General features: G+C 70.9%; 18 protein-coding genes. 11 read left to right on the top strand and 7 right to left on the bottom strand.

Annotated features, from left to right (window positions below):
• Nucleotides 1–34: 34 nt before the first annotated feature.
• Both ACZ6TU_RS10815 and thpD read left to right on the top strand, forming a co-directional pair.
• Nucleotides 35–433 carry an ectoine synthase gene (locus ACZ6TU_RS10815; RefSeq protein ID WP_059422332.1) on the top strand — a complete coding sequence of 133 codons (399 nt, stop codon included), beginning with the start codon at nt 35–37 and terminating at the stop codon, nt 431–433.
• Between the two features lie 16 nt (nt 434–449).
• Nucleotides 450–1,349 carry an ectoine hydroxylase gene (gene thpD / locus ACZ6TU_RS10810; RefSeq protein ID WP_467674408.1) on the top strand — a complete coding sequence of 300 codons (900 nt, stop codon included), beginning with the start codon at nt 450–452 and terminating at the stop codon, nt 1,347–1,349.
• Between the two features lie 83 nt (nt 1,350–1,432).
• Here the strand turns inward: thpD and ACZ6TU_RS10805 are convergent, their stop codons facing one another.
• The 5 genes from ACZ6TU_RS10805 to ACZ6TU_RS10785 all read right to left on the bottom strand — a co-directional run bounded on the left by ACZ6TU_RS10805 (nt 1,433) and on the right by ACZ6TU_RS10785 (nt 6,157).
• On the bottom strand, nt 1,433–2,485 hold the full coding sequence (locus tag ACZ6TU_RS10805) for an aminotransferase class V-fold PLP-dependent enzyme (RefSeq protein WP_469547787.1): 1,053 nt from the start codon (nt 2,483–2,485) through the stop codon (nt 1,433–1,435).
• 95 nt (nt 2,486–2,580) lie between these two features.
• A complete protein-coding gene (locus ACZ6TU_RS10800) occupies nt 2,581–3,294 on the bottom strand; it encodes a DsbA family oxidoreductase (RefSeq protein ID WP_467673721.1) in 714 nt (237 codons plus the stop codon).
• 76 nt (nt 3,295–3,370) lie between these two features.
• Nucleotides 3,371–3,874 (bottom strand): GNAT family N-acetyltransferase, encoded by a 504-nt coding sequence (locus tag ACZ6TU_RS10795; RefSeq protein WP_467673723.1) that lies wholly within the window; start codon nt 3,872–3,874, stop codon nt 3,371–3,373.
• 44 nt (nt 3,875–3,918) lie between these two features.
• Nucleotides 3,919–4,527: a DUF1349 domain-containing protein gene (locus ACZ6TU_RS10790; protein ID WP_467673725.1), complete on the bottom strand. Its 609-nt coding sequence runs from the start codon at nt 4,525–4,527 to the stop codon at nt 3,919–3,921.
• Between the two features lie 100 nt (nt 4,528–4,627).
• Entirely contained in the window at nt 4,628–6,157 is a 1,530-nt protein-coding gene (locus ACZ6TU_RS10785; protein WP_467673727.1) for an aldehyde dehydrogenase (NADP(+)), read from the bottom strand.
• A gap of 132 nt (nt 6,158–6,289) precedes the next feature.
• Here ACZ6TU_RS10785 and ACZ6TU_RS10780 point away from each other — a divergent pair, with 132 nt between their 5' ends.
• The 6 genes from ACZ6TU_RS10780 (at nt 6,290) to ACZ6TU_RS10755 (ending at nt 12,071) form a co-directional block, all read left to right on the top strand.
• Nucleotides 6,290–7,063: an IclR family transcriptional regulator gene (locus tag ACZ6TU_RS10780; RefSeq protein WP_467673729.1), complete on the top strand. Its 774-nt coding sequence runs from the start codon at nt 6,290–6,292 to the stop codon at nt 7,061–7,063.
• A gap of 3 nt (nt 7,064–7,066) precedes the next feature.
• Nucleotides 7,067–7,537 (top strand): GNAT family N-acetyltransferase, encoded by a 471-nt coding sequence (locus ACZ6TU_RS10775; RefSeq protein ID WP_467673731.1) that lies wholly within the window; start codon nt 7,067–7,069, stop codon nt 7,535–7,537.
• A gap of 87 nt (nt 7,538–7,624) precedes the next feature.
• On the top strand, nt 7,625–8,632 hold the full coding sequence (locus ACZ6TU_RS10770) for a hypothetical protein (RefSeq protein ID WP_469547783.1): 1,008 nt from the start codon (nt 7,625–7,627) through the stop codon (nt 8,630–8,632).
• Complete coding sequence (locus ACZ6TU_RS10765; protein ID WP_469547781.1) at nt 8,629–9,900, top strand: sensor histidine kinase; 1,272 nt, start codon at nt 8,629–8,631, stop codon at nt 9,898–9,900. Before ACZ6TU_RS10770 ends, ACZ6TU_RS10765 begins: the two co-directional genes overlap by 4 nt.
• Nucleotides 9,897–10,559 carry a response regulator transcription factor gene (locus tag ACZ6TU_RS10760; RefSeq protein WP_467673737.1) on the top strand — a complete coding sequence of 221 codons (663 nt, stop codon included), beginning with the start codon at nt 9,897–9,899 and terminating at the stop codon, nt 10,557–10,559. Before ACZ6TU_RS10765 ends, ACZ6TU_RS10760 begins: the two co-directional genes overlap by 4 nt.
• A gap of 54 nt (nt 10,560–10,613) precedes the next feature.
• Nucleotides 10,614–12,071, top strand: a complete 1,458-nt coding sequence (locus ACZ6TU_RS10755; RefSeq protein ID WP_469547856.1) for a peptidoglycan D,D-transpeptidase FtsI family protein — start codon at nt 10,614–10,616, stop codon at nt 12,069–12,071.
• 69 nt (nt 12,072–12,140) lie between these two features.
• On the opposite strand, the gene ACZ6TU_RS10750 is transcribed toward ACZ6TU_RS10755, so the two are convergent.
• The gene (locus ACZ6TU_RS10750; RefSeq protein ID WP_467673739.1) at nt 12,141–13,598 is read right to left on the bottom strand and encodes an NCS2 family permease; all 1,458 of its coding nucleotides are present in this window, start codon (nt 13,596–13,598) and stop codon (nt 12,141–12,143) included.
• A gap of 270 nt (nt 13,599–13,868) precedes the next feature.
• Between ACZ6TU_RS10750 and ACZ6TU_RS10745 the strand changes: the two genes are divergently transcribed.
• From ACZ6TU_RS10745 to ACZ6TU_RS10735, 3 genes are all read left to right on the top strand, one after another.
• Nucleotides 13,869–14,474, top strand: a complete 606-nt coding sequence (locus ACZ6TU_RS10745) for a SigE family RNA polymerase sigma factor (RefSeq protein ID WP_467673741.1) — start codon at nt 13,869–13,871, stop codon at nt 14,472–14,474.
• Entirely contained in the window at nt 14,471–15,316 is an 846-nt protein-coding gene (locus ACZ6TU_RS10740; RefSeq protein WP_467673743.1) for a hypothetical protein, read from the top strand. Before ACZ6TU_RS10745 ends, ACZ6TU_RS10740 begins: the two co-directional genes overlap by 4 nt.
• Before the next feature lie 84 nt (nt 15,317–15,400).
• Complete coding sequence (locus ACZ6TU_RS10735) at nt 15,401–16,234, top strand: pectate lyase (protein WP_467673745.1); 834 nt, start codon at nt 15,401–15,403, stop codon at nt 16,232–16,234.
• Between the two features lie 246 nt (nt 16,235–16,480).
• Here ACZ6TU_RS10735 and ACZ6TU_RS10730 read toward each other — a convergent pair whose 3' ends face one another.
• Entirely contained in the window at nt 16,481–17,635 is a 1,155-nt protein-coding gene (locus ACZ6TU_RS10730; protein WP_467673747.1) for a right-handed parallel beta-helix repeat-containing protein, read from the bottom strand.
• Nucleotides 17,636–17,659 lie beyond the last annotated feature (24 nt).

Here is a 17,659-nt window from a genome sequence, read left to right as displayed (position 1 = left end):
CCGGCACCACCCACCTAGGAGGCATCGCAGCACCGTGATTGTCCGTTCGTTCAAGGAGATCGAAGGTACCGACCGGCACGTGAAGTCGGCGTCCGGCACGTGGGAGAGCAAACGCATCGTCCTCGCCAAGGAGAAGGTCGGCTTCTCCCTGCACGAGACGATCCTGTACGCGGGTACGGAGACGTCGATGTGGTACGCGAACCACATCGAGGCCGTCGTCTGCGTGGAGGGCGAGGCCGAGCTGACCGACCGCGAGACCGGGAAGTCGTACACCATCACGCCCGGCACCATGTACCTCCTGGACGGGCACGAGAAGCACACGCTGCGGATCAAGAAGGACTTCCGCTGCCTCTGCGTCTTCAATCCGCCCGTGACCGGACGGGAGGACCACGACGAGAACGGCGTTTACCCGCTGCTCACCGAGGAGGTGTGACGTTTCCATGACCGCCATCACCGACACCACCACCGGTATCCCCGACCTGTATCCCAGTCGGGGCGCCACCGAGGTGCTCACCCCGCGCCAGGACCCGGTCGTCTGGGGCGCCCCCGACGCGCCCGGTCCGGTCGCGCCGGCCGACCTGCTGTCCTTCGAGCGTGACGGCTTCCTCGCCATCGACGAGCTGATCACCGACGACGAGGTCGCCATCTACCGGAACGAGCTGAACCGGCTGGTGAACGACCCGGACATCCGTGCCGACGAGCGGTCGATCGTGGAGCCGCTGTCCAAGGAGATCCGCTCGGTCTTCGAGGTGCACAAGATCAGCGAGGTGTTCGCCAAGCTGGTGCGGGACGAGCGGGTCGTCGGCCGGGCGCGGCAGATCCTCGGCTCGGACGTCTACGTCCACCAGTCGCGGATCAACGTCAAGCCGGGCTTCGGGGCCAGTGGCTTCTACTGGCACTCGGACTTCGAGACGTGGCACGCCGAGGACGGTCTGCCGCGGATGCGCACGGTGTCGGTCTCGATCGCGCTGACCGAGAACTACGACACCAACGGCGGGCTCATGATCATGCCGGGGTCGCACAAGACGTTCCTCGGGTGCGCGGGGGCCACGCCGAAGGACAACTACAAGAAGTCGCTGCAGATGCAGGACGCGGGCACGCCGTCGGACGAGGCGCTGACCCAGCTGGCCTCGCAGCACGGCATCAAGTTGTTCACGGGCAAGGCCGGTTCGGCGACGTGGTTCGACTGCAACTGCATGCACGGCTCCGGCGACAACATCACGCCGTTCCCGCGCAGCAACGTGTTCATCGTGTTCAACAGCGTGGAGAACACGGCGGTGGAGCCGTTCGCGGCGCCGGTGCGGCGTCCGGAGTTCATTGGCGCGCGGGACTTCACGCCCGTGCGGTGACCGCTCTCGCCGGTGAAGTGACCGTGTGACGGGCTGCCGGGTGGGGCCTCCTCGTGTGGGACGGGAGGCCCCACCCGGTTTTGTCATGCGGCCAGAACCTCGAGCAGACGGTCGACGTCCGCCGTGGTGTTGTAGAGGTGGAACGCCGCCCGCAGGTTCCCCGCCCGGTCGGACACCTCGATGCCCGCCCGGCCCAGCTCGCCCTGCCGGTGGCCCAGCCCCGGCATGGACACGATCGCCGAGCCCGGCGCGGGCACCGGCTCATGCCCCAGCCCGGCGAGCCCGACACGGAAGCGGTCCGCGAGGGCGACGTCGTGGGCGTGCACGACGTCGATGCCGATCTCCTCCAGCAGCTCCAGGGAGGCGCGCAGCCCGGCGTAAGTGAAGAGTGCGGGGCTGATGTCGAAGCGCCGTGCGGAGTGGGCGAGTTCCTCGACGGGGCCGTAGCAGCTCTCCCAGGGCATCTCACCGGCGGCCCAGCCGGCGAGCAGCGGTGTGAGCCCCCCGAAGTCCTGCGGGGCGACGAAGAACGCGGCCCCGTGCGGCCCGAGCAGCCACTTGAAGCCGGCTGCGGCCAGGAAGTCGTCGGCGTCGGCCTCCATCGGCAGCCAGCCGGCCGACTGGGAGGCGTCGACGTAGGTACGGGCCCCGTGCGCCCGGGCCGCTTCGCGCACGGCCGGCAGGTCGGCGAGCCGGCCGTCGGCGGACTGGACGGTGCTGACCGCGACGAGCGCGGTGCCGGGGCGGACGGACTCGGCGAGCCGCTCCAGGGGCACGGCGCGCACCTTGAGGTCGCCGCGCGCGTGGAACGGGTTCACCAGGGAGGCGAAGTCGGCCTCCACGGTGAGGACCTCGGCGCCCGCGGGCAGCGAGGCGGCGATCAGCCCGCCGTACTCGGCGACCGAGGCGCCGGTGGCGACCCGCTCGGCCGGCACGCCGGCCAGCCGGGCGAAGGAAGCGCGGGCGGCCTCGACGTCCTCGTACAGGGGGCCCAGGGGCGTGCCCTCCGCGCGCATCCGCACCGCCTGCTGTACGGCGGTGACGGTACGGGCGGGCAGGAGCCCGTTGTTCGCGGTGTTGAGGTAGGTGTGCTTCGGGGCGAACTCGGCACGGACGAGGTTCTCGAAGGTCTCCATGGAACCACTCTGCGTCCCTTGGATCTCCCCGTCCATTGCCGATTCCTGCGCGATGTCGCTAAGGAGCACTTATAGATGCGCCCCGACCTGCGGTTTCAGCGCTGGGGCACCGCACAGCCGTCCGGGCCGCACGCGTCCGCGTCTCCGCTGTCCACGATCTTCAGGGGCGAGCGCTCGCCCCACGCCTGGGTCAGGGCCTGGGCGAAGACCTCTGCGGGCTGCGCACCGGAGACGCCGTACTTGCGGTCGAGCACGAAGAACGGCACACCACTCGCGCCGAGCTGCGCGGCCTCGCGCTCGTCGGCGCGTACGTCGTCGGCGAAGGCGCCGGGGTCGGCGAGCACCGCACGGACGGCCTCCGCCTCCAGCCCGGCGGCCACGGCGAGCTCCACCAGCCGCTCGTCGTCATTGAAGACGGAGCGCTCCTCGGCGAAGTTCGCCCGGTACAGCAGGTCGAGCAGCTGCACCTGACGCCCCTGCTCCCTGGCGAAGTGAAGCAGTCGGTGCATGTCGAAGGTGCTGCCGTGGTCGCGGCCCCGGGTGCGGTAGTCCAGCCCTTCGGCGGCGGCCTGCGCGCCCAGGTTGTCCTCACCGGCCTCGGCCTGCGCCTCGCTCATCCCGTACTTCCTGGTGAGCATCGTGATCACGGGCTGGATGTCGTCCTTGGCACGGCCCGGGTCCAGCTCGAAGGAGCGGTGCACCACCTCGACCTCGTCGCGGTGCGGGAAGTCCCGCAGCGCCTTCTCGAAGCGGGCTTTGCCCACGTAGCACCAGGGACAGGCAATGTCGCTCCAGATCTCGACGCGCATGTCTTCGGCTCTCTCCAGCTCGTACGGGGTGCGGAGACTCCCTCCGCCGAGTTGGTGAACGTTCAAGCAGCCGGGTTCATTCCGCGGCCATCTCCAAGCGCAGATACCGGTGGTGATCACCCTCGGCGGGTGGGTTCTCCGGATCCGGGATCCAGCCCCGCCGAGCGTAGAAGGCCTGCGCGCGCCGGTTGTCGACATGCACGTCGAGGACGGCCGTCCGCTTGCCGTCGGACGTCCACGCCTCGACGCAGGCCGTGTGCAGGGCGGTGCCGACGCCGCGGCGCCAGTGATCGGGGTCGACGTGGAACTGGAACAGCTTCACCGTGTCCGCCGGGGCGCCCTCGGGGGTGCGGAAGGAAGCCAGGCCGATGATCCGGCCCGCCTCGACGACGCACAGCACCTGGCCGTCCGGTCGCGCGAGGACGCTCTGCCAGGCGGCGAGCCAGTCGGTGCCGTCCTGCGGCAGCCCGCCGGGGTAGTACGTCGCCCGCGCACGCGCGTGCAGCGCGACGACGTCCGCCACCTCGGCGGGCAGGACGGTACGGATCACCCGGCCCGGGGCCACTCGGTTCCTGATCATGCAGCGGAGGACGTCCCCGGCCGGGACGCGGTTCCCCGACGGCCTCAGCTGCCGTCGCGCAGGTCCTTCGGCCAGTGCGGCCTGAACTCGATGTGGTCGTACGTCACCACGCAGCCCTCCCCCATCGGCGACTGGGTCATGAAGCCGATCAGGGCCGCGCCCGTCTCCTTCTCGTCACCCAGGGTGAAGAGGCGGACGAAGGTCCACCGTTCGCCGTCGCGGGAGGCGTGGAAGGCGAAGGCGCGGCCGGTGCGGCTCACGCGCAGCCAGACGGAACTGCCGTCGACGGTGAAGGAGTTGGCGTCGTCGGAGTGTCCCCGGGTGACCACCGTGCAGACGGTGGGCACGTCCGGGGAGTACTCCAGGCAGAGCTTGGCCCAGGCGCGCTCACCGACATGGACGTAGAGCACCCCGGCGTCGAAGGCCGCGCCGAACCCGACCGTGACCCGGGCGATCAGCTGAAAGTCCCCTTCGGGCGCCCCGAGCAGCCTCGGCGCGTCGGAGGCGGGGTCCAGGCCTTCCCCGGTGGGCGGCACGAACCGATCCTGCCGAGACCCGGCCCACCCGGTCAGCGCCCCGTCCTCGTAGGACCAGTGGGCCTCGGGGCCGTAAGAGCGCAGGGGGAAGGGAAGTTCGGGAAGTTCGAGATCCATTCGACCGAGTCTTTCAGCTCCGCCCCCGAGGGGCGCGGGGAACTGCGCGATCAACCACTACCGACCGGCACCCCGCAGATCACCCGCGCCCCTCCGGCGCTCACCGCTCCAAACGCCCGTTGAACCTACGAGGCAGCTCCAACGGGTTCTCGTCCCGCAGCTCCGCCGGAAGCAGCGCCTCCGGCGCGTTCTGATACACCACCGGCCGCAGCCACCGCTCGATCGCCGTACCGCCCACCGACGTGGACGTCGACGTCGTGGCCGGGTACGGCCCGCCGTGATGCTGAGCCGGCGCGACGGCGACACCCGTGGGCCAGCCGTTCACCAGCACACGCCCGGCCAGCGGCGTCAGCTCCTGCAGAAGCTCCGCGCCCCGGCCCTGGCCGGCGGCCTCCTCCTCGGACAGCTGCACCGTCGCCGTGAGGTTGCCCGGCAGACGCGTCAGCACGGCCTTCACCTCGGCCTCGTCCTCGTAGCGGGCCACCACGGTGACCGGCCCGAAGCACTCCTCCAGGAGCAGGTCGTGCTCACCCTCCGCCGCCAGCCTGCTCGCCGGAACCGTGAGGAAGCCCGCGCTGACGGTGTGCTCGCCGCCCGCGCCGGGCGTGACCGGGGATTCGACGTCGGGCAGTTCGGCCCGCTCGGCGACGCCGGCGACGAAGTTGTCGCGCATGCGGTGGTCGAGCAGGACCCCGGCGTCGGTGTCGCTGACGGCGTCGGTCAGCGACTTCAGCAGGGCGTCACCGGCGGCGCCGGCCGGCGCGAGGACGAGGCCCGGCTTCACACAGAACTGGCCGACACCCAGCGTCATCGAACCGGCGAGGCCCGCGCCGATCGTCTCGGCCCGCTCGGCGGCCGCGGCCTCGGTGACGACGACCGGGTTCAGGGAGCCCAGCTCGCCGTGGAAGGGGATCGGCACGGGGCGGGCGGCCGCCGCGTCGAAGAGGGCCCGGCCGCCGCGTACCGACCCGGTGAAACCGGCCGCCGAGACCAGCGGGTGCTTGATCAGCTCGACGCCCGCCTCGAAGCCGTGCACCAGCCCGAGGACGCCCTCGGGGATGTCGTGCCGGGCGGCGGCGCGGCGCAGCACCTTGGCGACGTACTCGGACAGGCCGGGGTGGTCCGGGTGGGCCTTGACCACGACCGGGCAGCCGGCCGCGAGGGCGCTCGCGGTGTCGCCGCCGGCGACCGAGAAGGCGAACGGGAAGTTCGACGCCGAGTAGACGGCGACAACGCCCAGGGGCACCTTGTAGCGGCGCAGGTCGGGGATCGGCGGGGTGGCGGTGTCGTCGGGGTGGTTGATGACGACGTCGAGGAAAGCGCCCTCGTCGACGATGTCGGCGAAGGCCCGCAGCTGGTAGCAGGTGCGGGCGAGCTCGCCGGTCAGCCGGACCGGGCCGAGCGCGGTCTCGGCGTCGGCGGTCTCGACGAGACCGTCCTTGGCCGCCTCCAGCTCCTCGGCCGCGCTGCGCAGGAAGGCCGCGCGGACGGCGCGGTCCGCGAGTGAGCCGCGCGCCTCGTGCGCGACGCGGACGGCGGCGTCCACCTCCTGGGCTGTGGCCTCCACCGCAACCTGTTCACGCTGCTTCCCGGTTCGGGGGTCGACACTCCAGACTGGTGCTGCTGCCACCGCGGGTCCCTCCACACATGTAATGCCGCAGTACTGGGTCATCCACCAGGGGCGTTCGATATACTGAACGCTGTCTCTGATGATGAATATGCTGTGGAGACTATTTCCCGTCGAACGAAGGGGTCAAGGGCGATGTCGGCTGGCGAGACGGGCGGCGGGGCGCAGGTCAAGTCCGCGGTACGAACGGTTGAACTGCTCGAATACTTCGCCGGGCGTCCCGGTATGCACTCCCTCGCGGCGGTCCAGGAGGCCGTCGGCTACCCCAAGTCCAGTCTCTACATGCTGCTCCGCACGCTTGTCGAGCTGGGCTGGGTGGAGACCGACGCGACGGGCACGCGGTACGGCATCGGGGTGCGGGCCCTGCTGGTCGGCACCTCCTACATCGACGGCGACGAGGTCGTGGCGGCGGCCCGCCCCACGCTGGACCGGCTCTCGGACGACACCACCGAGACGATCCACCTCGCCCGCCTCGACGGCACGAACGTCGTCTACCTCGCCACCCGCCAGTCGCAGCACTACCTGCGTCCCTTCACCCGGGTCGGCCGCCGGCTGCCCGCGCACTCCACGTCCCTCGGCAAGGCGCTGCTGAGCACCTACGCGGACGAGCAGGTCCGCAAGATGCTCCCGGAGACGCTGCCCGCGCTGACCGAGAACACGATCACCGACCGCGAGAAGCTCATCGAGGAGCTGCACCAGGTCCGGGAGCAGGGCTTCGCCGTGGACCGCGAGGAGAACACGCTGGGGCTGCGCTGCTTCGGGGTGGCCATTCCGTACCGCACACCGGCGCGGGACGCCATCAGCTGCTCGGTGCCGGTGGCGCGGCTCACGCCGGCGCACGAACAGCTGGTGAAGGACGCGCTGTTCGACGCGCGGGACCGGCTGACACTGGCCACCCGTAGGCTCTGAGGCATGAACGTCGAGCTGCGCCAGGTCCACGACAGCGATCTGCCGGTCTTCTTCCGGCAGATGAACGACCCCGAGGCTCTTCACATGGCGGCCTTCGTCCCCAAGGACCCGGCCGACCGGGACGCCTTCGACGCCCACTGGGCGAAGATCCGGTCCTCGTCCGCCGTGGTGCGGACCGTCCTGGCCGACGGCGACGTGGTCGGCAGCGCGGCGGTGTACGGGGTGCCGGGCGAGCGCGAGGTGACGTACTGGGTCGACCGCGCCTCCTGGGGCAAGGGCATCGCCACGGCGGCCCTGCGGGCGCTGCTGGCCGAGGTACCCGAGCGTCCCCTGTACGCGCGGGCCGCCTCGGACAACGCGGGGTCGCTGCGGGTACTGGAGAAGTGCGGGTTCCGTGCCGTGGCGGCGGCCAGGGGGTACGCGCAGGCCCGGGGCGCCGAGATCGACGAGACGGTGCTCCTCCTGGAGGGCTGAGGCCCCCTCCCCCCTCCCCCATCCGGCGGAGGCGGATCGTCGTCGTGCAGGAGGTGCCGCCGGCCTGCCGCGCGGGAGCCTGAGCGCATGACGCAGTCACTCGCTCCGGCAGCCGTCGCCGGCCCCGACGTCCCTCTCAGCCGCCCCCGGCGGATCCTCCGTGCCGTCGCCGTCCTCTCCTGCGTGCCGTACCTCGGGCTCAAGGCCGCCTGGATCGCCGGGAGCCACGTCGGCATCCCCGAGGGGAGCCGACTGCTCGACGACCGGGTGGGCATGGCCGTGATCAACGGCCTCTCCGTGCTGCTGGACAGCGCGGTGATCGTGCTGGCGGTGGTGCTGACCCGGCCGTGGGGGCTGCGGGTGCCCGCGTGGCTGCTGACGGTCCCCGTGTGGGTCGCCACCGGGCTGCTCGCGCCGATCATGGCCGGGTTCCCGGCGCAGTTGGCCGTGAAGGCGTTCGGGGGCGGTTCCGTACCGGACCGGGGCCATGAGCCCTTCCTCCACGAGTGGGTGTTCACCGTGGTGTACACGGGGTTCATCCTCCAAGGGCTCGCCCTGGGCGCCCTGTTCGTGCTCTACGCCCGCGACCGCTGGGGACACCTGTGGCGCGGGCGGGTGTGGGAGCTGCCGGTGGGTGTCGTGGGGCCGGCCCACCGTGCCCTCGCCGTCGCGGCCGCCGTACTCGCCCTGCTGCCGCTCACCCTTCACCTCCTGTGGGCCTTCGGCGGCACCGCCGGGCTCAGCGAGGGCCGGGCGGCGGGCCGGGGCGGTGACTTCTACGTCCTGGAAGCCGTCTTCGTGCTGTTCCTCGTCGCGGCCGTCGCCGGCGGGTTCCTGCTGGCCTTCCGGCGCGGCCGGGCGCTGCCCGTGGCGGTGCCGCTCGGCCTGGCCTGGGTCGGCTCGGGCGCCGCGGCCTGCTGGGGCGGCTGGCTGTCGCTCGCCTCCCTCGGCGGCGCGGAGGACATCGCCGACCGCCCGACGCCGCTGATGAACCTCGCCTACGCTGGGCAGATGCTCGTCGGCTTCCTCGTCGCCGCCATCGGCGCCTACTACTTCGCGGAGCGCTCGGCCGGGGCCGCACGGCGGGCCGCGTGAGGCAGGCCGCCCGGTCCCTGTTCGGCCGGCAGGCCCGGCTGCGCTGGATACATCTGATCCTCGGCGGCGCGCTCGCCATGCCGTACGTCCTGGTCGGCTCGGTGATCATCGGCCCGGCCACCGGCAGCACGAACGTGTTCGGGTCACTTCCGCTCCAGCTCGCCTCCTTCGGCGTGGGACTGCCGCTCGCCGCCGCCACGTCCCTGTTCCCGCTGACCCGGCCGCTGGAGGCCGCCGCCGTGCGCTGGCTGTGCGGTGTCGACGCGGACGGGCTCGCCTTCGGACCGGCCCGGACGCGGGGCGAGAAGGGCCGTACGGCGGGCTGGTTCACGCTGCATCTCGGGGTCGGCGGGATCATCGCCGGGATGTCGCTGGCCGTGCCGCCGTTCGCCGCCGTGCTGATCGTGCTGCCGGTCTTCGCGGGACTGGACGGCACCCGGCTCGGGCTGCCCGAAGTCTTCGGCCACGCCTGGGCGTTGGCGCTCGCTCCGGTCGCGGGCGCGGCGATGCTCGTGGCCCTCGCCGGCTGCGCGGCCGGCAGCGGTGCGCTGCTGGCCCGCTGGGCGCCCGCGCTGCTCGGCCCGTCTCCCGAAGGCCGGCTCGCGGCCGCCGAGGCACGCGCCGCCGACCTTGCCGTACGCAACCGGCTGGCGCGGGAGCTGCACGACTCCGTCGGCCACGCGCTGAGCGCGGTCACGCTCCAGGCGAGCGCGGCGCGCCGCGTCCTCGACTCCGACCCGGAGTTCGTCCGCGAGGCCCTCGCCGCGATCGAGGACACGACCCGACGTACCGTCGGCGAACTCGACGCCGTGCTGGGCGTGTTGCGCGAGGGCGACGCCCCCGGCACGGCCCCGGCCCCGACCCTCGCGGCCGACCTCGACGGTCTGCTGCGTCGCACCCGGGCGGGTGGACGGCGCGTGACGGCCACGATCGACACCGAGCCGGAGGCCCTGCCCCCGCTGCTGTCCCGTGAGGGCTACCGGATCGTGCAGGAAGGACTGAGCAACGCCCTCAGGCACGCGGGCGACCGGGTCGCCGTGGACGTGCGGATCGCGGTGACGGGCGGGCGGCTGGAGATCACCGTGGAGAATCCGGTGACCGGCCCCGCGTCCTCCCGTCCGGGCGGCGGCCACGGGCTGCGCGGCATAGCGGACCGGGTCAGGCTGCTGGGCGGGACCATGACGGCCGGACCGGCCGCCGGATCGTCCGGACCGGCCGGGGAGACCTGGCGGCTGCACATACGTCTGCCGATGAAAGGACCCGCATGACCCGCCCGACGCCGATCCGTGTCGTCCTCGCCGACGACGAGCGCATGGTCCGCACCGCGCTGCGCGCCATCCTCTCCGCCGAGCCGGACCTGGAGGTGGTGGGCGAGGCGGCCACCGGCGCCGAGGCCGTCTCGGTCGTACGGGACCTGCGGCCTGACGTCGTCCTCATGGACGTCCGCATGCCGGAGATCGACGGCATCCGCGCCACCGAGCAGATCCTCGCCACCCTGGACGCGCCGCCCCGGATCGTCGTCGTGACGACCTTCGAGAACGACTCCTACGTGTACGACGCGCTGCGCGCCGGAGCCGCCGGGTTCCTGCTGAAGCGGGCGGACGCCGACGCGCTCGTGCAGGCGGTCCGGCTGGTGGCGCGCAGCGACAGCCTGCTGTTCCCGGCGGCCGTCCGCACCCTCGCGACCGAGCACGTACGCGCTCACCCGGCGCCGCCCGCGTGGGTGGCGAAGCTGACGGGACGCGAGCGGGAGGTGCTGCGGCACATGGCGGAAGGTCTGACCAACGCGGAGATCGCCCGCCGCATGGAGGTCGGCCCCGCCACGGTGAAGTCGCACGTGGCGGCGGTCCTGGCCAAGACGGGCACCCGGGACCGTACACAGGCGGTCATCGCGGCGTACGAGGCGGGCTTCCTAAACGCCGGATGAGAAAACGGACGGGTGGGAACGATCCGCCCCTCCTGGCTCGTCCTCATGTTCGGGATGAACAAGACGATCAGGCGCGCATCGGTCTTCGCGCTGCTCCTGGTGTTCGCTCTGCTGGTCAGGGCGACCTGGGTGCAGTTCTACGACGGCCAGGCGCTCGCAGACGACAAGGACAACCGGCGGAACGCCATCGAGACGTACTCGGCGCCGCTCGGGAACATCATCGTGGGCGGCCGTTCGGTCACCGGCTCGGCCCCGACGAAGACGGGCGACCTCAAGTACAAGCGCACGTACACGGACGGCGAGCTGTACGCGGCAGTGACCGGGTTCGCCTCGCAGGCGTACGCGCCGACCCAGCTGGAGGGCATCTACACCGACCTGCTCAACGGCACGGACAGCCGGCTGAAGTCCGTGATGGACACCATCACGAACCAGCGGGCCGACCCGGGCAACGTGGTCACGACGATCGACCCGGCCGTGCAGAAGGCGGCGTTCGACGCACTCGGCGACAAGAAGGGCGGCGCCGTCGCCATCGACCCGAAGACCGGGAAGCTCCTCGCGGTCGTGTCGACCCCGTCGTACGATCCCTCGTCGCTGACCGACGCCAACTCCGCCGGCGCGGCCTGGAAGAAGCTCACGGCGGACCCGGAGAAACCGCTGGTCAACCGTGCGCTGCGGCAGCCGCTGCCGCCGGGTTCGACGTTCAAGCTGGTCGTGGCGGCGGCCGCGCTTGAGGACGGGCTGTACTCGTCGGTGGACGAGAACACGACCAGCCCCGACCCGTACACGCTGCCGGGCACCACGCGGGAGCTGACGAACGAGAACCCGAACGCACCCTGCACGAACGCCACGATCCGTAGGGCGCTGGAGTACTCGTGCAACAACGTCTTCGCGAAGATGGCCGTCCAGCTGGGCCAGGACAAGGTGAAGGCGATGGCCGAGAAGTTCGGCTTCAACGACGACAAGCTGGACGTGCCGGTGCGGGCCTACACGAGCGTGTACCCGTCCGACATGTACCCGTCGCAGACGGCCCTGACGGGCATCGGCCAGTTCGACGTCACCGCGACGCCGCTCCAGATGGCCATGGTGTCGGCGGCCATAGCCAACGGCGGCAAGCTGGTTTCGCCGCATATGGTTTCGCAGATCACCAACAGTGGCGGTGATGTGTTGCAGGACTACGACGACGACGCGGGCTCGAAGGAGATCGTCAGCTCCTCGACCGCCGAGCAGTTGCAGTCGGCGATGCAGACGGTCGTGGAGAAGGGCACGGGCACGAACGCCCAGGTCCCTGGCGCGACGGTCGGCGGCAAGACGGGTACGGCCCAGCACGGCGAGAACAACAGCCAGGTGCCGTACGCCTGGTTCACCTCGTACGGGAAGTCCGACTCGTCGGGCAAGGAGGTCGCCGTGGCGGTCGTCGTGGAGCAGTCGAACGCGGCCCGTTCGGAGGTCAGCGGCAACGGCCTGGCGGCGCCGGTCGCCAGGGCGATGATGGAAGCGGCGCTGAAGGACTGAACCTCCGCCGCCCGGAAGGCGTCTGTACAGATGGGCCGCCCCGTTCCCCCCGGGGGCGGCCCGTCGCCGTTACCTGGCTCCGAGGAGCTGCTCGATCGGGTCGATCGCGAAGTACACGAGGAACAGCACCGAGGTCCCCCACAGCAGCCAGTGGACCTCCTTGGCCTTGCCGAGCACGGTCTTGATGACGACGTAGGCGAGGAAGCCGGCGCCGATGCCGTTGGTGATGGAGTAGGTGAACGGCATCACGGCGATGGTGAGGAACGCGGGGATGGCGATGTCGTACCGGTCCCAGTCGATGTGCTTGACCTGCGTCATCATCAGGAAGCCGACGGCGACCAGGGCGGGGGCGGCCGCCTGGAGCGGGACGATGGTCAGCAGCGGCGTCAGGAACAGCGCGAGGCCGAACAGGCCGCCGGTGACGAGGTTGGAGAAGCCGGTGCGCGAGCCCTCGCCGACGCCGGCCGCCGACTCGATGTAGGAGGTCGCCGAGGAGGCCGAGGCCGCGCCGCCCGCGACCGCCGCGGCACCGTCGATCAGCAGCACCCGGCCGAGGTTCGGGACCTTGCCCTCCTCGTCGAGCAGGCCCGCCTCGGCGCTGATGCCGACGACCGTGCCCATGGTGTCGAAGAAGTCGGACAGGATCAGGGTGAAGACCAGCAGGACGACGGTGATGACCCCGACACCTGGGGCGCTGAAGGCGCCGAACAGGTCGAAGTCGCCGATGAGTCCGAAGTCGGGGGCGTCGACGAGCCGGGCGGGCCAGGACGGTGTGGTCAGACCCCAGGTCTTGATGTCGGCTATGGAGTTGATCACTATCGCCACCGCCGTCATGGTGACGATGCTGATCAGGATGGCGCCCTTGACCTTGCGCGCGAGCAGGCCGATCGTCAGCAGAACGCCGAGGCAGAAGACGAGAATCGGCCACCCGGTGAGCGTGCCCGTGCCGCCCAGCTGAACCGGCACGGTGGTGTTCGCGGCGTCCGGGATGCGGCTGACGAACCCGGCGTCGACGAAGCCGATGAAGGCGATGAACAGGCCGATGCCGACGCTGATCGCCTGCTTGAGCGGCTGGGGTATGGCGTGCATGACGGCCTCGCGCAGCCCGGTCACCACCAGCACGCAGATCAGCAGGCCTTCGAGGACGATCAGGCCCATCGCGTCGTCCCAGCTCATCAGCGGGGCGATCTGGAAGGCGACCACGGCGTTCAGGCCGAGTCCGGCGGCCAGCGCGAGGGGCAGATTGCCGCCCACGCCCATGATGATCGTCATGACCGCGGCCACCAGGGCGGTGGCGGTGGTGAGCTGGACGGCGTCCAGCTGGTGCCCGAACTTGTCCTTCGCACTGCCCAGGATGATGGGATTCAGGACAAGGATGTAGGCCATCGTGAAGAACGTGGCGAAGCCGCCGCGTATCTCACGGCCGAAGGTGGATCCCCGCTCGGAGATCTTGAAGAACCGGTCGACGCTGCTCACCGCGGGTGGTGCGGCGCCGGGCCGGTCGGTCACCTTCTGTGGTTCGGACATGGCGAGTGCTCCTTGGTGCCTGGGTGATCGGTGTGCGGATGCTGGCTGGATTGTTCCCTCGTTGAACCACGTTCAGGTTTTCTTCGTGTTACGGAATCAGAGTCCGGCCCGCCATACGCTGTTCGAAGCTCCGTACGAACCATCCTGAGAACGCTGCTACGCTTCCCGATCTCGTCCGGACCTCCCCCGGATGATCACATGTCATCTACATGACACTCACAGGGCACCCCGGCCGGGAGTGCCCGAAGCCGCTGCGAGGAGAGGTCGCCCGTGGGCACAGTCGTCGACGACGCCGCCTCCGTGGAGTTCCACGCCTTCTTCGAGCGTCACTACGCCGAACTGTCCCGTCTGGCCTACCTGTTGACAGGCGAGTCGGACACCGCCGACGATCTGGCGGCGGACGCGTTGCTGGCGCTGTGGCACCGCTGGGACCGAGTGCGCGCGGCCGACCATCCGGCGGCGTACGCGCGCGGGGTGGTCGCCAATCTGGCCCGCACCCGGATCCGCAGCGCCGTGCGCGAGCGGCGGCGCATCGCCCTGTTCTGGTCGCAGCGCGAGGAGAACACCGAGAACCCGGACGTCGCGGGCGTGGTCGACGTCCAGGAGGCGTTGCGCAGGCTGCCGTTCCGCAAGCGGGCCTGTGTGGTGCTGCGGCACGCCTTCGACCTCTCCGAGAAGGACACCGCGCTCGCCCTCGGCGTCTCGGTGGGTACGGTGAAGAGCCAGACCTCCAAGGGAATGGCCGAACTCCAGCGGTTGCTGGGCACACAGGGAGTGCCGCAGCGGATGCACGTGACGGTGGGCGCTGCCCGTTGCTCGCCGCCCGTGGAAAGCTTGCGGACGCGCACCGGTGAGGGCCAAGGAAGGGACCGATGACGATGCGGCGGGACGTGCACGAGGAGCTGCGCGCCCGGCTGCACGAGGCGGCCGGGGCGCACGAGCCCGACCGGGAGAGCATCCTGGCCCGCGTCGAGCGCGGCATGGCCGGTCCGGCCGGTTCCGGCCACCGGGCGACGCGTCCGCCGGTGTTCGGGTGGATGCGGGTGGCCGGTGCGACGGCCGCGGTGGCGAGTGTGCTCGCGGTGGGTGGTTACGCGGTCGCGTCCGCGGTGAAGGAGGAGACCGCCCCGCAGCAGCAGGACGTGGCGACGTCGCCGACGCCCACGCCGTCGCCGGAGGCGACGAGCCGGGCCCCCGAGCCGCCGGTGGATCCCACACCGTCCGCCCCGCCGGAGCGCCGCGAGTCCGCTCCACCGCCCTCGCGGACACCGAGCACCTCCGTCACCGGGCGGCCGCCCGCCGCCACCGAGGACGGGCCGCTGTGGTCGGACGGCTCGGTCGACCCGCACAGCAACGACTTCTGGGCGCAGAGCAACATCACGATCAAGACGCGCGAGGAACTGACCGCGCTGACCGTGCGGTTGAGCGTGGCCCAGACCGGCGGGGTCTCCGACGCGGGCGCCTGGCGGTCGCTGCCCGAGCAGGACTTCTCGCTCACGGTCGGTGAGCGGGACGGCTTCCTCGTCTACACCTGGACACTGAAGGAGGGCCGTAAGGTCCCGGCGGGCGAGTGGGTGTTCGCGGGCCAGTTCGACCACGAGCGCGGTGGCCGTGACGCCGGCGCCGACCGCTACGCGGTGACGGCCGCCGCCGGTTCGGAGCGGCTGTCCGTGGGCGGCGGTTTCGCGGCCGTGGACGACACCGAAGACGACTCGTGAAAAATTCCTGAAGTCATGGCAACCCTTTCCTCACCGGTGGCGACCACCAGGCGCAAGAGTCACCCCCCATTGAGGAATCGGTACATGACTGCACCAGCAGAACAGCGCGTCCGCCATCGCCGCCGGGTCACCAAGCGGCGGGCGGTGATCGCCGGGTTATCCGCGTTCGGCATCACGGGAGCGGCGATCGTCACCACGTCGATGCTGTCCACCGCGGGCGCCGCGTCCTCCTGGCCCACGGACAAGGGCAAGACGCCCGTGTCGAAGACCATCCCGGTCTCCGGTGTCCGCGACGGCGGGATGAAGATGTTCTACGGCACCGGCGCGCTCGGCGGAGACAGCCAGGACGAGGGCCAGGACCCCCTCTTCGAGCTGGCCGACGGCGCGGTCCTCAAGAACGTCATCATCGGCACCCCGGCCGCGGACGGCGTTCACTGCAAGGGTAGCTGCACGCTCCAGAACGTGTGGTGGACGGACGTCGGCGAGGACGCGGCCAGCTTCAAGGGCAAGTCGTCGTCGGCCGTGTACAAGGTGATCGGCGGCGGCGCGAAGAACGCCGACGACAAGGTGCTCCAGTTCAACGGCGCCGGAACGCTGAACGTGTCGGGCTTCCAGGTGCAGAACGCCGGGAAGCTGGTGCGCTCCTGCGGCAACTGCGGAACGCAGCACAAGCGCACGGTCGTGCTGAACGACATCGACGTGACGGCGCCGATGAACTCGATCGTCGGCGTGAACGCCAACTACGGCGACACCGCCACGCTGTCGAAGATCCGCATCCACGGCGACAGCAAGAAGAAGATCAAGACGTGTGTGCGCTTCGAGGGCAACAACACGGGCAAGGAGCCCAAGGAGCTGACCCCGCCCGGCCCGGACGGCAAGACCTGCAAGTTCAAGGCCTCGGACATCAGCTACCAGTGATGCCGCAGCACGTGTGAGCTCCGGCCCGGCCCGAATCCCCCTCGGGCCTGGCCGGATGCCGGATGTCCGGGCCCCCAGTCGGACTCCCCGGCACCCCGGCCCTCCGGAGCCCCCCTCCGGACGGCCGAACAGCCCTGGCCGAGCCCCCCTCGGCCGGTCGGCAGGACGCCCCCGCCGGTTCGCACCGGCGGGGGCGTCGTCGTGTGTGCACTCGGTCGTCGTGTGCGCACGGTCGAAGGACACCCCCTAGTCCATCGTCGACCCGATGGTCGTGGAGCCGGTCGTCAGGAACCTCGTCGCCGGGAGGGAGCCGTCCGCCCCGCGCGCCCCGTACGCGCTTTTCGCGTCCGTCGACCGGAAGGGCGGGGTGGCCACGCCGCTGTCCCAGTTGTTGCCCGCGGAGACGGCCGCGGATCCCGGCTTGGCGAGGCCGCCCTTGTCGCTCACGGCGAGGTTCTTGCCGAGGCGGGCCTTGCCGGTGGCGAAGTAGAAACCGTTCTGGGCGTTGGCGTACGTGGTGTTGCGGTTCAGGGCGATGGCGCCGGTGTTGGAGTTCTCGGTGAAGCCGTGCAGCGTGTTCTCCCAGGCCGCGTTGTTGTTGACGACATGGGCGACCGACGCTCCCCCGCCGCCCAGTTTGAAGCCGTTGCCGTTGCCTTCGAAGGCCGGGTCGTTCCAGCGGTTCTCGCCGTTGCCGAAGGCCCAGGAGTGCTCGATGGTGACCGGTGAGGAGAACTGCCAGAGGTCGAGGCCGTCGTCGGAGTTGTTGAACAGCCGGGCGCCGGTGATCCTGTTGCCCGTCCCGGAGCCGAACTTGACGGCGATGCCGTCGGCGTTCTGGCCGTGACCGGCCGGGTCGTAGTTGCCGTGGCTGTCCAGGTTCTGCACGAGGTTGCCGGTGGTGCCGTCGCCTCGCAGGGTGAAGCCCGAGTCGCCGTTGTCCGCGGTGACGAGGTTCTTGAAGACGCCGCCGGCCGAGGACGTGGCGACGAAGCCCTGGGCCGGGGAGTTGACGAAGGCGAGGTTCTCGACGGTCCAGTGGTCGCCGTGGATGGCGGCCAGCCAGGATCCGGCGGGCAGCTTGGAGCCGTCGATCCGGACCTTCTCGCTGCCGTGTGCCCGCAGGGTGATGCGTGCCGAACTCCTTCCGTTCGCCGTGGACTTGAGGGTCGCGGTCGGGTAGTAGGTGCCGCCGCGTACCTGGATGGTGGTACCTGCGGTGGCGTTCTTCACGGCCGCTTCGAGCTGGGCCGCGGTGGACACGGTGACCGTCGACGAGGCGGCCTGCGCACCGCCGCCCGAGAGCCCGAGATAGACGCCGCCCGCCCCCGAGGCACAGACCACCGCGGCGGCGATGGTGAGCGTACGGGTCCTGCGGTGGCGTCCTGTGCTGAGCAGCACGGAGCGTTCCTTTCCTAGGCGATG

The sequence above is a fragment of the Streptomyces sp. NPDC052064 genome (assembly GCF_055585925.1).
This window is presented reverse-complemented; position numbering and strand designations above follow the sequence as displayed.

Excerpts from the sequence above, each read along its gene's own strand:
- ACZ6TU_RS10755 (WP_469547856.1), top strand. The coding sequence starts at position 10,614 with ATGAACAAGACGATCAGGCGCGCATCGGTCTTCGCGCTGCTCCTGGTG.
- ACZ6TU_RS10750 (WP_467673739.1), bottom strand. The coding sequence starts at position 13,598 with ATGTCCGAACCACAGAAGGTGACCGACCGGCCCGGCGCCGCACCACCC.
- ACZ6TU_RS10805 (WP_469547787.1), bottom strand. The coding sequence starts at position 2,485 with ATGGAGACCTTCGAGAACCTCGTCCGTGCCGAGTTCGCCCCGAAGCAC.
- ACZ6TU_RS10740 (WP_467673743.1), top strand. The coding sequence starts at position 14,471 with ATGACGATGCGGCGGGACGTGCACGAGGAGCTGCGCGCCCGGCTGCAC.
- ACZ6TU_RS10800 (WP_467673721.1), bottom strand. The coding sequence starts at position 3,294 with ATGCGCGTCGAGATCTGGAGCGACATTGCCTGTCCCTGGTGCTACGTG.
- ACZ6TU_RS10790 (WP_467673725.1), bottom strand. The coding sequence starts at position 4,527 with ATGGATCTCGAACTTCCCGAACTTCCCTTCCCCCTGCGCTCTTACGGC.
- ACZ6TU_RS10795 (WP_467673723.1), bottom strand. The coding sequence starts at position 3,874 with ATGATCAGGAACCGAGTGGCCCCGGGCCGGGTGATCCGTACCGTCCTG.
- ACZ6TU_RS10770 (WP_469547783.1), top strand. The coding sequence starts at position 7,625 with ATGACGCAGTCACTCGCTCCGGCAGCCGTCGCCGGCCCCGACGTCCCT.
- ACZ6TU_RS10735 (WP_467673745.1), top strand. The coding sequence starts at position 15,401 with ATGACTGCACCAGCAGAACAGCGCGTCCGCCATCGCCGCCGGGTCACC.
- ACZ6TU_RS10780 (WP_467673729.1), top strand. The coding sequence starts at position 6,290 with ATGTCGGCTGGCGAGACGGGCGGCGGGGCGCAGGTCAAGTCCGCGGTA.
- ACZ6TU_RS10760 (WP_467673737.1), top strand. The coding sequence starts at position 9,897 with ATGACCCGCCCGACGCCGATCCGTGTCGTCCTCGCCGACGACGAGCGC.
- ACZ6TU_RS10775 (WP_467673731.1), top strand. The coding sequence starts at position 7,067 with ATGAACGTCGAGCTGCGCCAGGTCCACGACAGCGATCTGCCGGTCTTC.